The sequence below is a fragment of the Pseudomonas sp. GW458-11-26-14-LB4 genome (genome assembly GCF_059423925.1).
Genome location: NZ_JBWKYU010000009.1, coordinates 1 through 13,036, shown reverse-complemented (window position 1 = coordinate 13,036; position 13,036 = coordinate 1). Strand labels below are relative to the sequence as shown.

Sequence of the window (13,036 nt, the reverse complement as noted above, 5' to 3'; positions counted from 1 at the left end):
CGCAAACGCAATGGTTTTGGGGACTTGAAGATGAAGAAGTATCTGTCGATGCTGCTGGTCGGCGTCACGGCACTGGTTGCAGTCAATGCGGCGCAGGCCGGCGCCATCGACGACGCGGTCAAGCGTGGCTCGTTGAAAGTCGGCATGGATCCGACCTACATGCCGTTCGAAATGACCAACAAGCGCGGCGAAATCATCGGTTTCGAAGTCGACATCCTCAAAGCCATGACCAAGGCGATGGGCGTCAAGCTGGAGCTGGTCTCCACCGGCTACGACGGGATCATCCCGGCGCTGATGACCGACAAGTTCGACATGATCGGCAGCGGCATGACCCTGACCCAGGAGCGCAACCTGCGCCTGAACTTCAGCGAACCGTTCATCGTGGTCGGCCAGACCCTGCTGATCCGTAAAGAGCTGGAAGGCACCATCAAGTCCTACAAAGACCTGAACACCGCCGACTACCGCATCACTTCCAAGCTCGGCACCACCGGCGAGATGGTCGCCAAGAAGCTGATCTCCAAGGCCAAGTACCACGGTTACGACAACGAGCAGGAAGCCGTGCTCGACGTGGTCAACGGCAAGGCTGACGCCTTCATCTACGACGCCCCGTACAATGTGGTCGCGGTGAACAAGGTCGGCGCCGGCAAGCTGGTGTTCCTCGACAAGCCGTTCACCTACGAGCCACTGGCCTTCGGTCTGAAGAAGGGTGACTACGACAGCATCAACTTCATCAACAACTTCCTGCACCAGATCCACGAAGACGGCACCTACGATCGCATCCATGACAAGTGGTTCAAGAGCACCGAGTGGCTCAAGGACATGGAATAAGGCCCGCCCGCTGATCGTTCCCACGCTTTGCGTGGGAACGCCGCCCGGGACGCTCCGCGTCCCTTAGCAAGCGTGACGCAGAGCGTCACAGGATGCATTCCCACGCAGAGCGTGGGAACGAGCGAATCAGAGAAACATTCAATGAAACAGAAAAAAGCCCAATGGCCCTGGCACGTCCTGACTGTGCTGGTGCTGGTCGGCCTGGCTGGCGCGTTGTATTACGCCACGTCGCTGATGTCCTACGAATGGCGCTGGAACCGTGTGCCGCAGTACTTCGCCTATCAGGCCGAGGAAACCCAGCGCGCGACCGACATTTCCACCGTCAGCGAACTGGTGCGCAAGGGCGGCAGCGCGCAGGTCACCCTGCGCAACGATGCCGGTGACGAGCAGCACCTGACCGTCGACGAAAACAGCCTGCAATTCGCTCAGGGCGACGATGTGGCCGAAGGCGACGTCGTGGGTGTGACGCGGCATTGGGCGGCGGGTCCGCTGTTGTGGGGCCTGTGGACCACGCTTTGGCTGTCGGTGGTGTCCGGCGTGCTGGGCCTGCTGATCGGTCTGGCGACCGGGCTGTGCCGGCTGTCGAGCAACCCGACCCTGCGCGACCTGTCGACGATCTATGTCGAACTGGTGCGCGGCACGCCGCTGCTGGTGCAGATCTTCATTTTCTATTTCTTCATCGGCACGGTGATGAACCTGTCCCGGGAATTCGCCGGGATCGCCGCGCTGTCGCTGTTCACCGGCGCCTACGTGGCGGAAATCATCCGTTCCGGCGTGCAGTCGATTGCCCGCGGCCAGAACGAAGCGGCGCGTTCGCTGGGTCTGAGCGCTGGCCAGTCGATGCGTCATGTGGTGCTGCCGCAAGCGTTCAAACGCGTGCTACCGCCGCTGGCCGGGCAGTTCATCAGTCTGGTCAAAGACACCTCGCTGGTGTCGGTGATCGCCATCACCGAGCTGCTGAAAAGCGGTCGTGAAGTCATCACCACGTCGTTCTCGCCGTTCGAGATCCTGTTCTGCGTCGCCGGCCTGTACCTGTTGATCAACCTGCCGCTGTCGAAAATCGCCAGCCGGCTTGAGCGGAGGCTCGCGCAAAGTGATTGAAGTCCGCGATCTGGTAAAAGTCTTCGACACCCGTGGGCAGGTGGTGCGCGCGGTGGATAACGTCAGCACTTCCGTGGCCAAGGGCGAAGTGCTGGTGGTGATCGGCCCGTCCGGTTCAGGCAAGTCGACCTTCCTGCGTTGCCTCAATGGTCTGGAAGAATTCGATTCCGGCTCGGTAAGCATCGACGGCCTGCAACTGGCCGACCCGAAAACCGACGTCAACGCCTACCGCCGCGAAGTCGGCATGGTGTTCCAGCATTTCAATCTGTTTCCGCACATGACCGTGCTGGAAAACCTGTGCCTGGCGCAGAAAGTCGTGCGCAAACGCGGCCAGAAAGAAAGCGAGGCCAAGGCTCTGGCATTGCTGGAGAAGGTCGGCATCGCCCAGAAGGCCCGCGAATATCCGTCGCGCCTGTCCGGCGGTCAGCAGCAGCGCGTGGCGATTGCCCGGGCGCTGGCGATGGATCCGAAGGTCATGCTGTTCGACGAACCGACCTCGGCCCTCGACCCGGAAATGGTCGGCGAAGTGCTGGACGTGATGAAGAACCTGGCCGTGGAAGGCATGACCATGGTCTGCGTGACCCACGAAATGGGCTTCGCCCGGGAAGTGGCGGATCGGGTGCTGTTCTTCGATCACGGCAAACTGCTGGAAGACGCCTCGCCGGCGGAGTTCTTCGATGCACCGAAGGATCCGCGAGCTCAGGCGTTCCTTCGACAGGTTCTGTAACTGCGGCGTCCGCTCGGACGTCATCGCTGGCAAGCCAGCTCCCACAGTTAATGGGGCTGAACACAAACTTCGTGGTCGACTACAAACCCTGTGGGAGCTGGCTTGCCAGCGATAGCATCACCTCGGTCCCAAGCGAACCGAGGTGGGTGAATCACCTCAAACCTTGAACCGGCCCACCAGCGTTTGCAGGTGAGTGCCCAAACGCGCCAGCTCGACGCTGGAGGCCGCCGTCTCTTCACTGGCCGCCGAGGTCTGGTCCGAGACATCCCGCACGTTCAGCACACTGCGGTTGATCTCTTCGGCCACGGCGCTCTGCTGCTCGGCCGCTGCAGCGATCTGCTGGTTCATCGCCTGAATCGCCGAGACGGTGCGGGTGATGCTTTCCAGCGAGCCACCGGCACGCCGGGTCAGCTCGACACTGCTGTCGGTCAGGGTGCGGCTGTTGTCCATGATCGTCGCCACTTGCTGGGTGCCGTTCTGCAGACCGACGATCAGCTCTTCGATCTCTTCGGTGGACTTCTGGGTGCGCTGGGCGAGGCTGCGGACTTCGTCGGCGACCACCGCAAAACCACGTCCGGCTTCACCGGCACGGGCGGCCTCGATGGCGGCGTTGAGGGCCAGCAGGTTGGTTTGCTGGGCCACGGACTTGATCACGTCGAGCACGCTGCCGATCTTGTCGCTTTCGCGTTTGAGCTCACCCATGGCCTCGGTGGAGTGGCCGACTTCGGCGGCCAGGCGTTCGATCTGGGCGATGGCCTCGCCAACCACCTTGTCGCCTTCGCGGGCCTGCTGGTCGGCGGCGACCGCTGCTTCCGAAGCTTCCTCGGCGTTGCGCGCGACTTCCTGCACGGTGGCGGCCATTTCGTTCATGGCGGTGGCGACCTGGTCGGTTTCGACTTTCTGATTGTTCACCCCGGCGCTGGTCTGCTCGGTCACGGCGGACAACTCCTCGGCGGCGCTGGCGATCTGGGTCACGCCGTCGCTGATGCCACCGATCAGTTCGCGCAGGCCTTGAGTCATGCTCTGCATCGAGCGTTGCAGTTGGCCAAGTTCGTCACGGCGCAGGGATACCAGGTTGTGGGTCAGGTCACCGGCGGCCACACGCTCGGCAACTTTCAGGGTCTGCTCCAGCGGGATGATGATCTGGCGGGTGATCGCCCAAGCCGCGAGCAGACCGAAGGCCAGGGCCAGCAGGGTGGCGATCATCAGCATGTTTTTGGCGTGCGCGGCATCGGTGTCGCGGACGATGGTCTGGGATTCGGTGAGTTTCTTACTGACGTCGAGCAGGATGTCGCCTTGGGCCGACATGCGAGCCAGCGCCTTGGCGTTGTTCACCTGGGAGTCGCGGAACTGGCTGACGGCAGCGCGGTAAGCCTTCAGCGATTCGGTGGCCTGTTGCAGGTTGGCGATGTGTTGCTCGGGCAGTTTGCTCGGCAGGCTTTCCAGATTGTTCAGGGCGGCGGCGATGGCATCCAGCGCCGGCTGTTCGGCCTCGGCCTTGCCGCTGTAAGTGTAGCCGCGCACCTGATAGCGCGCCTGCTGCAGCAGTTTGCTCAGTTCGATCACGCTGTTGAATTGCGCGACGCTGTCGCCTTGCAGCAGGGATTTCTCGACTTCACTGACCTTGGCCACTGCATTGTCGGCGCTGGCGCCGAGTTTGCTGCGGGCGTCTTCACGCTGCACGGTGGCCTGAGTCATGTCACCAAAGGCGCGTTTGTACTCGGCGACCGCCGCCAGTTGCTGATCGATCATGGCCACGTCGGACGGTTGCTCGATCATGTTGCGGGCGCTTTGCAGGCCGCTGTCGAGTTTGCCGAGCAGGTCGTTGACCGCGCCAGGACCCTGTTCGCCACGGCGCGCTTCATAGTCCAGGCGCGCAAGGCGCAGGTCTTTGGTCAGCTCGTTGAGGCCGGAGATGAACCCGAGCTTGTCGCCCCGGCTGATGATTCCGCTCATGCCGGTCCAGCCGGTGAAGGTGATCAACAGGGTCAGCAGCAGCACCAGGCCGAAACCGATTCCAAGCTTACGTTTGACGCTGACGTTTCCAAGACTCTCGGCTAACCAACGGTACATGCGACGACTCCCTCGGACCACTAATTGGACTTATGGAGAGGGTATCGGCCGGATGATGGCAATCTGTAACGCCTTTTGTCCGGCGAAGTGCTTAGAACAGAAGCGCTCAGAACAACCGGGCAAGCAGTGCGGTGACGGCGGTTTCGACCCGCAAGATTCGCTCGCCCAGTTGCACCGGTTGCAGCCCGGCCTTGGTCAGCAGATCGATTTCGTAGGGAATCCAGCCACCCTCGGGGCCGATGGCCAGGGTTACCGGTTCGTTCAGGGCGCGGGGGCAGGGCGGGAAGTTGCCCGGATGACCGACCAAGCCGAGGGTGCCGTCGGTGACGGCTGGCAGGCGGTCTTCGACGAACGGCTTGAAGCGCTTCTCGATGATGATTTCCGGCAGCACGGTATCGCGGGCCTGTTCGAGGCCGAGGATCAGCTGTTCGCGAATCGCTTCCGGCTCGAGGAACGGCGTTTGCCAGAAGCTTTTCTCGACCCGGTAGCTGTTGACCAGGATCACCTTCGACACGCCCATGGTCGCCACGGTCTGGAACACCCGGCGCAGCATTTTCGGGCGGGGCAGGGCGAGCACCAGGGTCAGCGGCAGTTTGGCCGGTGGCGGTTGATCGAGGGTGACCCGAAGCTCGGCTTCACCCGCGTCCAGGCGCAGCAGCTCGGCCGAGCCCATCAACCCGCCGATCCGCCCGACCCGCAGGCTGTCGCCGACTTCCGAACGGTGGACTTCCTGCATGTGGGTCAGGCGCCGATCACGCAGCACGACGCGGTCGGCCGCAATGAAGTCGGCCTCTTCGAGCAGCAGCAGGTTCATGGCTGAGTCGCTGGCGGCTGGTCGTTGTGATCGTCTACGGTTTCTTCCGGGCGCTCGCGTTTGCTGACCAGACTGCCGAACAGGATGCCGACTTCGAACAGCATCCACATCGGCACGGCCAGCAGGGTCTGGGAGAAGATGTCCGGCGGTGTCAGGATCATGCCGACCACGAAGCAGCCGATGATCACATACGGACGAATCTTCTTCAGGTATTTGACGTCGACCACGCCGATCCACACCAGCAGCACCACGGCCACCGGGATTTCGAACGCCACGCCGAAAGCGAAGAACAGCGTCATGACGAAATCGAGGTAACTGGTGATGTCGGTCATCATTTCCACGCCGGCCGGGGTGGCCGAGGCGAAGAACTTGAAGATCAGCGGGAACACGAAGAAGTAGGCGAACGCCATGCCGGTGTAGAACAGCAGGATGCTGGAGATCAGCAACGGCACTGCGACGCGCTTCTCGTGCTTGTACAGGCCCGGCGCGATGAAGCCCCAGATCTGATGCAGGATCACCGGGATCGCCAGGAACAGCGAGACCATCATCGTCAGTTTCAGCGGCGTCAGGAACGGCGACGACACGTCGGTGGCGATCATCGTCGCGCCGGCCGGCAGGTATTCGCGCAGCGGCGTCGAGACGAAGGTGTAGATCTGCTGGGTGAAGGCAAACAACCCGGCGAAGATGATGAAGATCGCCGCCACGCAACGCAGCAGGCGGGTGCGCAACTCGGTGAGGTGCGAAACCAGCGGCATGTGCTGGTCGTTTTCGGGGAGATCGCTCATGGGGCTCGCGGCGGCAGAGTGGTGTCGTGAGGCGCTGGTGTGGTCGGCGCGGCGGTTGGGGCTACGTGTTCAACCGAGGCTGGCGCGACGACAGGCGCTGGTTCGGTTGGCGCTACAGCAGGTGCCGCTGGCGTTGGAGCGGCAGGGCTGTGAATCGTCTGCTCACCCACGTGCTCGACCGGCGTCGGCTCCTGCTGAACCGGCGTGAAAATCTTCCGCGCCTCCTGTTCCAGCGACAGGATGTGCTCGTTGTGCAGTTGCCGACGGATTTCGTCGGCACCGATTTCACGCTCAACTTCCTGTTTGATCGCGTTGAAGCTGCGCTTCAGCCGTCCGACCCACAGGCCGGCGGTGCGTGCAGCGCCCGGCAGACGCTCGGGGCCCAGCACCAGCAGGGCGACGAGGCCGACGAGCAGCAGTTCAGAGAAGCTGATACCAAACATTAGTCAGTGCTCACACGTCTTTGCGGATCGGCTCTTCGACTTTCTGCGCCTGCACGTCGATGGTGTGCGGCGGGTTGGCCTGAGCGGTGGGTTGCGGCTGGACCGGCGGTACCGGTTGCGCAGGCGTGACGGTCGGATCGGCCGGTTTCTCGTCGTCGTTCATGGCTTTACGGAAGCCCTTGATCGACTCGCCGACGTCGGTGCCGAGGTTTTTCAGTTTCTTGGTACCGAACACCAGTACCACGACCACCAGGATGACGATCCAGTGTTTCCAGTCAAAAATGCCCATGTTGCTGTTCCTCTCTAATAGTTGTTCAGGCGGACGGGCGCGAGGCTTTCTCGACGTGTCCGGACAGGCCGAAACGGCGATCCAGTTCATCCAGCACCGCCTGCGGATGCTGCCCCAGCTGGGCAAGCATGACCATGCTGTGGAACCACAGGTCGGCGGTCTCGTAGATCACGTCGCTGCAGTCGCCGCTGACGGCGGCGTCCTTGGCGGCAATGATCGTTTCAACCGACTCTTCGCCGACCTTCTCCAGAATCTTGTTCAGACCCTTGTGGTACAGACTGGCGACATACGAGCTGTCGGCGGCTGCGCCTTTGCGCTCTTCCAGCACCTGAGCAAGGCGGGTCAGAGTGTCACTCATGTTTGTGTCCTGCGGAATAGATGGCGTGCGGGTCTTTCAGGACCGGGTCGACCGTTTTCCAGTCGCCGTTTTCGAAGACGCGGTAGAAGCAGCTTTGACGGCCGGTATGGCAAGCGATGTCGCCGATCTGTTCGACCATCAGGATGATGACGTCGGCGTCGCAGTCCAGACGCATTTCATGCAGCGTCTGTACGTGGCCGGACTCTTCGCCCTTGCGCCACAGCTTGCCACGGGAACGTGACCAATAGATGGCACGGTTTTCCGCCGCGGTCAGCTCCAGGGCTTCGCGGTTCATCCAGGCCATCATCAATACGCGTCCGGTCTTGTGATCCTGGGCAATCGCCGGCACCAGGCCATCGGCGTCCCACTTGATCTCGTCCAGCCAGTTTTTCATCTTCGACTCCGACAGCGAACCCACACTTCAATAGTCGGGCTCAGGCGTTGAAACAGTGTGCCAGCCGATCACGGAACTGGCTATCGGCGAACGACCAGATACAAGCCGACGGCCACCATGATCCCGGCGGGCCAATGCCCCAGTTCGTGCATCGGGCCACCGGCGGCGAGGATCGTACCGCCCGCCAGATGGGCGCTGCCGAGCAGGCGCAGGAACCAGTCGTCCTTGCGCTTTTTCCACGGCGGTGGCGGGTCGTTGGCGTGAGGTTGGGACATGCGTTCGAGCAGGTCACGGGCCATGTTGGCCAGGTGCGGCAGTTGTTCGAACTGGCTCTGGACGTTGCCGATCAAGGCTTTCGGGCTGACGCGCTCGCGCATCCAGCGTTCGAGGAACGGCTGCGCGGTGTTCCACAGATCCAGATCCGGATACAGCTGACGGCCCAGGCCTTCGATGTTCAGCAGGGTCTTTTGCAGCAATACGAGTTGCGGCTGCACTTCCATGTTGAAGCGGCGCGCGGTCTGGAACAGGCGCATCAGCACCTGGCCAAATGAAATATCTTTTAATGGTTTTTCGAAGATCGGCTCGCACACGGTACGGATCGCCGCTTCGAATTCGTTGAGCTTGGTTTCCGCCGGCACCCAGCCCGAATCGATGTGCAATTGCGCCACGCGGCGGTAGTCGCGTTTGAAGAAGGCGAACAGGTTGCGCGCCAGATAGTCCTGGTCTTCCGGGGTCAGGCTGCCGACGATGCCGCAGTCGATAGCGATGTACTGCGGGCTCCACGGGTTGACGGTGCTGACGAAGATGTTGCCCGGGTGCATGTCGGCGTGGAAGAAACTGTCGCGGAATACCTGGGTGAAGAAGATCTCCACGCCGCGCTCGGCGAGCATTTTCATGTCGGTGCGCTGGTCGGCGAGGGTCGCCAGATCCGTCACCTGAATCCCGTAGATGCGCTCCATCACCAGCACTTTCGGCCGGCACCAGTCCCAATAGACTTGCGGCACGTACAGCAGCGGCGAGCCTTCGAAGTTGCGTTTCAACTGGCTGGCGTTGGCTGCCTCGCGCAACAGGTCGAGTTCGTCGTAGATGGTTTTTTCATAGTCGCTGACCACGTCCACCGGGTGCAGCAGACGAGCGTCGGCGGAGACCTTTTCGGCGGCGCGGGCGAGGATGAACAGCCACGCCAGATCCTGGGCAATGATCGGTTTCAGGCCCGGGCGGATCACCTTGACCACTACTTCTTCACCGGTCTTCAACTGCGCGGCATGCACCTGCGCCACCGAGGCCGAGGCCAGCGGTTCGACGTCGAAACGGCTGAACACTTCGCTGATCTTCTTGCCCAGTTGCTCTTCGATCAGCTTGACCGACAGCTGCGAATCGAACGGCGGCACGCGGTCCTGCAACCGCATCAGCTCATCGGCGATGTCTTCTGGCAGCAGGTCGCGGCGGGTCGAAAGGATCTGCCCGAACTTGATGAAGATCGGCCCCAGGTCCTGCAAGGCCAGGCGCAGGCGTGCGCCACGGCTCAGGTCCAGCGGCTTGCGCGGGAACCAGCGCCACGGCAAGACGTAGCGCAGCGCCAGCAGGAACCACGGCAAAGGCAGATCGAACAGCAGGTCATCGAGGCGGTAGCGGATCACGACGCGCTGGATGCGCAACAGACGGCGGACGGCGAGCAGCTTCATGCGTTATCGCTTGGGTCGAGGGATCGGGAAAGGCGCTCGAAGCGCGCCTCGAGACGTTCCAGATCGAGTTTGATCCGGTCCAGTTCGCTGAAGCGGGCTTCGGCTTCGCGCTGCCCGACGAGGGTGCGCGATTCTTCGGCCAGGTATTCGGCGAGGTTCTGGTTGAGGCTGGCAAATCCTTGTTGATACCAGCGGGCGCGGCTGCGCAGGTGACCGCCGACCAGTTGCGTGGCGACAGGTCCCAGCCAGCGCGAGAGTTCGTACTCCCAGTCCAGCTCCAGATCCTGCAGCACGCCCGCCAGTTCCAGCAGCACGCCGCTGTCACCGTCGAGTTCGACTTCCGGTGCGTGCAGCACCGCGGTCTTGTCCTTGCTCAGGGCCAGTTTCACCAGACTCGAAGCGGGGGCACGCAGGGTGCAGTCGACGCCGGTTTCCCAGTGGGACGCCAGCATCAGGCCTTCGTCGCTCGGCAGGATGAACAGTTGCAGCGCCGGGCTGCGGCAATCCACGGCAATCACTTTGCCGGTCAGATGCGCCAGTCGCGGCAGCGCCGTGCTGTCGAGACGCAGCACGCGGTTCAGGCCGAGTTCGACGCTGGCGAGCAGCCCGGTCAGCAGCATCAGGGTTTGATGCCGCGGTGCAGGGCGACGATGCCTGCGGTCATGTTGTGATAGGTCACGCGGTCGAAACCGGCGTCGACCATCATCGACTTCAAAGTTTCCTGATTCGGGTGCATGCGGATCGATTCGGCCAGGTAGCGATAGCTTTCCGAGTCGTTGGTGATCAGCTTGCCCATCAGCGGCATGAAGGCGAACGAGTAGGCGTCGTAGGCCTTGGACATCAGCGCGTTGGTCGGCTTGGAGAATTCCAGCACCAGCAGGCGGCCGCCCGGCTTGAGTACGCGCAGCATCGAACGCAGGGCGTCTTCCTTGTGCGTCACGTTGCGCAGGCCGAAGGCGATGGTCACGCAGTCGAAATGGTTGTCCGGGAACGGCAGCTTTTCAGCGTCGGCCTGGACGAACTCGACGTTGCCCGACACGCCGACATCCAGCAGGCGGTCACGACCGACCTTGAGCATGGATTCGTTGATATCGGCCAGCACCACCTGACCGGTCGGGCCGACCAGGTGCGAGAATTTTTTGGTCAGGTCGCCCGTGCCGCCGGCGATGTCCAGTACGCGGTTGCCGGAGCGCACGCCCGACAGTTCGATCGCGAAGCGCTTCCACAGACGGTGCATGCCGCCCGACAGAAGGTCGTTCATCAGGTCGTACTTGGCGGCCACGGAGTGGAACACCTCAGCGACTTTTTCCGCTTTCTGGCTTTCCGGAACGTTTTTGAAGCCGAAGTGAGTGGTGGGTTCGGCATCGCTGCCTTTGTGCTGATCAGTCATATCGCTGTCACCAAAAGAGAATGCGCGACATTCTAATCCCCAAGCCATGCTTTGTCTTGGAATGGCTAAAGGTAAGATGGGCAACCTTCGGGACGATTTGCCGCAGTGGCGGTCAAGATTCGTTGCAGGCATTCATAGCCCCATTCAAAAAGCAGGAGTCATTCAATGGCCCATATCAGTGTTGAGCGTGCCCACAGCCTGGGCAAGGAAGCGGCCCGCGAGAAAGCCGACAAACTGGCGCAAAAACTCTCCGATCAATATGGCCTGGAGCCGCAGTGGTCGGGCGATGTCCTGAACCTCAAGCGTTCGGGCGTGAAGGGCGCGGTGCATGTGGCCGAGGATTCGATCCGGGTCGACGTGGAACTGGGCCTGATGATGTCGGCCATGAGCGGCATGATCAAAGCCGAGATCGAAAAGGCGCTGGATAAAGCGCTGGTCTGATCAGGACAAAACGGGGAGCTTCGGGCTCCCCGTTTTTTTCCTGAGCACCTGCCTTTTATGTCAGTTGTTAGGGTGCCGTTTCTAATTTTTCTCCCTACTTTGTGCCTGAGCCCGACACTCGTCAGGGCAGTTCCTCAAACCTTCTGCGCGTGAGGTGCACCATGGCCAAAGTCATTTTGAAGAAAAAAATCGACGCTTCGACTTCCGCTCTGAGCGACGTCAAATCCTATGCCCGCAAGATCTGGCTGGCAGGCCTGGGTGCCTACACCAAGGTCGGTCAGGAGGGCAGCGAGTACTTTCAGGAGTTGATCAAGGCTGGTCAAACTGTTGAAAAGAAAGGCAAAAAAGCCGTCACCGAAAAACTCGAAGCGGCCAACGCCGAGATCGATGAAGCCAAGAGCGAAGTCAGCTCTTTCAAAGGCCGGGTCGAAGTTCAGCTCGACAAGGTCGAGAAGGCGTTCGACACGCGTGTCGCCAGTGCCTTGAATCGTATCGGCATTCCGTCTAAACATGACGTTGAGGCACTCTCTGCTAAGCTCGATGAGCTGACGGCATTGCTCGAACGCGTCGCGCGTAAATCTTAAGGAGAACGGGATGGCTGGTAAAAAGAACACCGATAAAGAAGGCAGCTCGTGGATCGGAAAAGTCGAAGACTATTCCCGCAAGATCTGGCTGGCTGGTTTAGGCGTGTACTCGAAGATCGACACTGACGGCAGCAAGCTCTTCGATACATTGGTCAAAGACGGCGAGAAAGCCGAGAAGCTCACCAAGGCTGCAGTCGGCAAGAAAGTCGATGCTGCCAAGGATTCTGCAAGCTCGGCAAAATCGCGCATCAGCGGCGTGAAAGATCGCGCACTGGGCACCTGGGATCAGCTGGAAGGGGCTTTCGACAAGCGCCTGAACAGTGCGATTTCGCGCCTGGGCGTACCGAGCCGCAACGAGGTGAAGGATCTGCACAAGAAGGTCGATACCCTGACCAAGCAGATCGAAAAACTCACCGGCCTGAAAGCTCAGCCTGTCGCGGCGAAAACCGCAGCAGCCAAGCCTGCGGCCAAAACCGCTGCCAAGCCACTGGCTAAAGCCGCCGCCAAACCGGCCGCAAAACCAGCAGCCAAAACTGCTGCCGCCAAGCCTGCAGCGAAAGCCGCGGCCAAACCGGTTGCCGCCAAGGCCGCCGCCAAGCCGGCTGCAAAAACGGCAGCAAAACCAGCTGCCAAACCGGCGGCCAAGCCTGCAGCGAAAACGGCTGCCGCCAAACCCGCTGCCAAGCCTGCCGCCAAACCGGCTGCGGCGAAAAAGCCTGCAGTGAAAAAACCGGCCGCGCCGAAAGCCGCTGCACCGAAAGCTGCAGCACCAAAACCGGTAACCACACCGCAAGCACTGGCAAGCACGTCGAACTCCGCCTCGGCTCCAACCCCGGCGCCTGCTCCGACTGCTGCATCGACGCCGTCGACGCCAACCAGTCAGTCCTGATTTTTCAGGGCTCAAAAAAACGCCCGGCCTGTGAAGGTCGGGCGTTTTTTATGTCTGATCCAAGAGCCCCTCACTGTAGAGACCGGTACATCCTTTACACATTAGACCGGGGACATCGTTTACACCTTTTACAGGCTTGATACGCGGTTGGCACCGCGCTCAAGCCTGCCTAAACAGAAGTTGCAAAGGTACAGCTCCCACACGTCATCAGCCACTTCCTTCAGCGCGATGTCCT

16 protein-coding genes and 1 pseudogene are annotated in these 13,036 nt (G+C 61.3%); 6 read left to right on the top strand and 11 right to left on the bottom strand.

The window, feature by feature from the left end:
* Positions 1 to 30 precede the first annotated feature (30 nt).
* The 3 genes from AC07XZ_RS13695 to AC07XZ_RS13685 all read left to right on the top strand — a co-directional run bounded on the left by AC07XZ_RS13695 (position 31) and on the right by AC07XZ_RS13685 (position 2,656).
* A complete protein-coding gene (locus tag AC07XZ_RS13695) occupies positions 31 to 828 on the top strand; it encodes a transporter substrate-binding domain-containing protein (protein WP_039772466.1) in 798 nt (265 codons plus the stop codon).
* A gap of 141 nt (positions 829 to 969) precedes the next feature.
* A complete protein-coding gene (locus AC07XZ_RS13690) occupies positions 970 to 1,929 on the top strand; it encodes an amino acid ABC transporter permease (protein ID WP_007952431.1) in 960 nt (319 codons plus the stop codon).
* Positions 1,922 to 2,656 (top strand): amino acid ABC transporter ATP-binding protein, encoded by a 735-nt coding sequence (locus AC07XZ_RS13685; protein ID WP_064592877.1) that lies wholly within the window; start codon positions 1,922 to 1,924, stop codon positions 2,654 to 2,656. The genes AC07XZ_RS13690 and AC07XZ_RS13685 overlap by 8 nt, the downstream gene beginning before the upstream one ends.
* A gap of 156 nt (positions 2,657 to 2,812) precedes the next feature.
* Here AC07XZ_RS13685 and AC07XZ_RS13680 read toward each other — a convergent pair whose 3' ends face one another.
* The 11 genes and pseudogenes from AC07XZ_RS13680 to ubiE form a co-directional block, all read right to left on the bottom strand.
* Positions 2,813 to 3,526 carry a methyl-accepting chemotaxis protein gene (locus AC07XZ_RS13680; protein ID WP_371857706.1) on the bottom strand — a complete coding sequence of 238 codons (714 nt, stop codon included), beginning with the start codon at positions 3,524 to 3,526 and terminating at the stop codon, positions 2,813 to 2,815.
* A 141-nt stretch (positions 3,527 to 3,667) separates the two neighbouring features.
* Positions 3,668 to 4,612: pseudogene (locus AC07XZ_RS13675) on the bottom strand (methyl-accepting chemotaxis protein); the annotation flags it as partial.
* A 223-nt stretch (positions 4,613 to 4,835) separates the two neighbouring features.
* A complete protein-coding gene (locus AC07XZ_RS13670) occupies positions 4,836 to 5,543 on the bottom strand; it encodes a 16S rRNA (uracil(1498)-N(3))-methyltransferase (protein ID WP_102687889.1) in 708 nt (235 codons plus the stop codon).
* On the bottom strand, positions 5,540 to 6,328 hold the full coding sequence (gene tatC / locus AC07XZ_RS13665) for a twin-arginine translocase subunit TatC (protein ID WP_085608402.1): 789 nt from the start codon (positions 6,326 to 6,328) through the stop codon (positions 5,540 to 5,542). The genes AC07XZ_RS13670 and tatC overlap by 4 nt, the downstream gene beginning before the upstream one ends.
* Positions 6,325 to 6,771 (bottom strand): Sec-independent protein translocase protein TatB, encoded by a 447-nt coding sequence (tatB, locus tag AC07XZ_RS13660; protein WP_102687890.1) that lies wholly within the window; start codon positions 6,769 to 6,771, stop codon positions 6,325 to 6,327. Before tatB ends, tatC begins: the two co-directional genes overlap by 4 nt.
* A gap of 10 nt (positions 6,772 to 6,781) precedes the next feature.
* Entirely contained in the window at positions 6,782 to 7,060 is a 279-nt protein-coding gene (locus tag AC07XZ_RS13655) for a twin-arginine translocase TatA/TatE family subunit (RefSeq protein ID WP_102687891.1), read from the bottom strand.
* Between the two features lie 25 nt (positions 7,061 to 7,085).
* On the bottom strand, positions 7,086 to 7,418 hold the full coding sequence (locus AC07XZ_RS13650; protein WP_007952422.1) for a phosphoribosyl-ATP diphosphatase: 333 nt from the start codon (positions 7,416 to 7,418) through the stop codon (positions 7,086 to 7,088).
* A complete protein-coding gene (gene hisI / locus AC07XZ_RS13645; RefSeq protein ID WP_007909357.1) occupies positions 7,411 to 7,812 on the bottom strand; it encodes a phosphoribosyl-AMP cyclohydrolase in 402 nt (133 codons plus the stop codon). The genes AC07XZ_RS13650 and hisI overlap by 8 nt, the downstream gene beginning before the upstream one ends.
* An 80-nt stretch (positions 7,813 to 7,892) precedes the next feature.
* On the bottom strand, positions 7,893 to 9,497 hold the full coding sequence (ubiB, locus tag AC07XZ_RS13640; RefSeq protein WP_007952420.1) for a ubiquinone biosynthesis regulatory protein kinase UbiB: 1,605 nt from the start codon (positions 9,495 to 9,497) through the stop codon (positions 7,893 to 7,895).
* Entirely contained in the window at positions 9,494 to 10,117 is a 624-nt protein-coding gene (locus AC07XZ_RS13635; protein ID WP_007952419.1) for a ubiquinone biosynthesis accessory factor UbiJ, read from the bottom strand. The genes ubiB and AC07XZ_RS13635 overlap by 4 nt, the downstream gene beginning before the upstream one ends.
* A complete protein-coding gene (ubiE, locus tag AC07XZ_RS13630; RefSeq protein ID WP_102687892.1) occupies positions 10,117 to 10,887 on the bottom strand; it encodes a bifunctional demethylmenaquinone methyltransferase/2-methoxy-6-polyprenyl-1,4-benzoquinol methylase UbiE in 771 nt (256 codons plus the stop codon). The genes AC07XZ_RS13635 and ubiE overlap by 1 nt, the downstream gene beginning before the upstream one ends.
* Before the next feature lie 165 nt (positions 10,888 to 11,052).
* On the opposite strand from ubiE, the gene AC07XZ_RS13625 reads away from it, so the two are divergent.
* The 3 genes from AC07XZ_RS13625 (at position 11,053) to AC07XZ_RS13615 (ending at position 12,801) form a co-directional block, all read left to right on the top strand.
* Positions 11,053 to 11,328 (top strand): polyhydroxyalkanoic acid system family protein, encoded by a 276-nt coding sequence (locus tag AC07XZ_RS13625; RefSeq protein ID WP_007952417.1) that lies wholly within the window; start codon positions 11,053 to 11,055, stop codon positions 11,326 to 11,328.
* Positions 11,329 to 11,489: 161 nt separating this feature from the next.
* Positions 11,490 to 11,912, top strand: coding sequence for a phasin family protein (locus AC07XZ_RS13620; RefSeq protein ID WP_007952416.1), 423 nt, complete (start codon positions 11,490 to 11,492; stop codon positions 11,910 to 11,912).
* A gap of 10 nt (positions 11,913 to 11,922) precedes the next feature.
* Positions 11,923 to 12,801, top strand: coding sequence for a phasin family protein (locus AC07XZ_RS13615; RefSeq protein ID WP_102687893.1), 879 nt, complete (start codon positions 11,923 to 11,925; stop codon positions 12,799 to 12,801).
* Positions 12,802 to 13,036 lie beyond the last annotated feature (235 nt).

Coding starts and splice junctions, on each gene's coding strand:
- AC07XZ_RS13695 (WP_039772466.1), top strand. CDS start 31: ATGAAGAAGTATCTGTCGATGCTGCTGGTCGGCGTCACGGCACTGGTT.
- tatB (WP_102687890.1), bottom strand. CDS start 6,771: ATGTTTGGTATCAGCTTCTCTGAACTGCTGCTCGTCGGCCTCGTCGCC.
- AC07XZ_RS13650 (WP_007952422.1), bottom strand. CDS start 7,418: ATGAGTGACACTCTGACCCGCCTTGCTCAGGTGCTGGAAGAGCGCAAA.
- AC07XZ_RS13615 (WP_102687893.1), top strand. CDS start 11,923: ATGGCTGGTAAAAAGAACACCGATAAAGAAGGCAGCTCGTGGATCGGA.
- AC07XZ_RS13670 (WP_102687889.1), bottom strand. CDS start 5,543: ATGAACCTGCTGCTGCTCGAAGAGGCCGACTTCATTGCGGCCGACCGC.
- hisI (WP_007909357.1), bottom strand. CDS start 7,812: ATGAAAAACTGGCTGGACGAGATCAAGTGGGACGCCGATGGCCTGGTG.
- AC07XZ_RS13620 (WP_007952416.1), top strand. CDS start 11,490: ATGGCCAAAGTCATTTTGAAGAAAAAAATCGACGCTTCGACTTCCGCT.
- AC07XZ_RS13635 (WP_007952419.1), bottom strand. CDS start 10,117: ATGCTGCTGACCGGGCTGCTCGCCAGCGTCGAACTCGGCCTGAACCGC.
- AC07XZ_RS13625 (WP_007952417.1), top strand. CDS start 11,053: ATGGCCCATATCAGTGTTGAGCGTGCCCACAGCCTGGGCAAGGAAGCG.
- ubiE (WP_102687892.1), bottom strand. CDS start 10,887: ATGACTGATCAGCACAAAGGCAGCGATGCCGAACCCACCACTCACTTC.
- AC07XZ_RS13680 (WP_371857706.1), bottom strand. CDS start 3,526: ATGAACGAAATGGCCGCCACCGTGCAGGAAGTCGCGCGCAACGCCGAG.
- tatC (WP_085608402.1), bottom strand. CDS start 6,328: ATGAGCGATCTCCCCGAAAACGACCAGCACATGCCGCTGGTTTCGCAC.
- AC07XZ_RS13690 (WP_007952431.1), top strand. CDS start 970: ATGAAACAGAAAAAAGCCCAATGGCCCTGGCACGTCCTGACTGTGCTG.
- ubiB (WP_007952420.1), bottom strand. CDS start 9,497: ATGAAGCTGCTCGCCGTCCGCCGTCTGTTGCGCATCCAGCGCGTCGTG.
- AC07XZ_RS13655 (WP_102687891.1), bottom strand. CDS start 7,060: ATGGGCATTTTTGACTGGAAACACTGGATCGTCATCCTGGTGGTCGTG.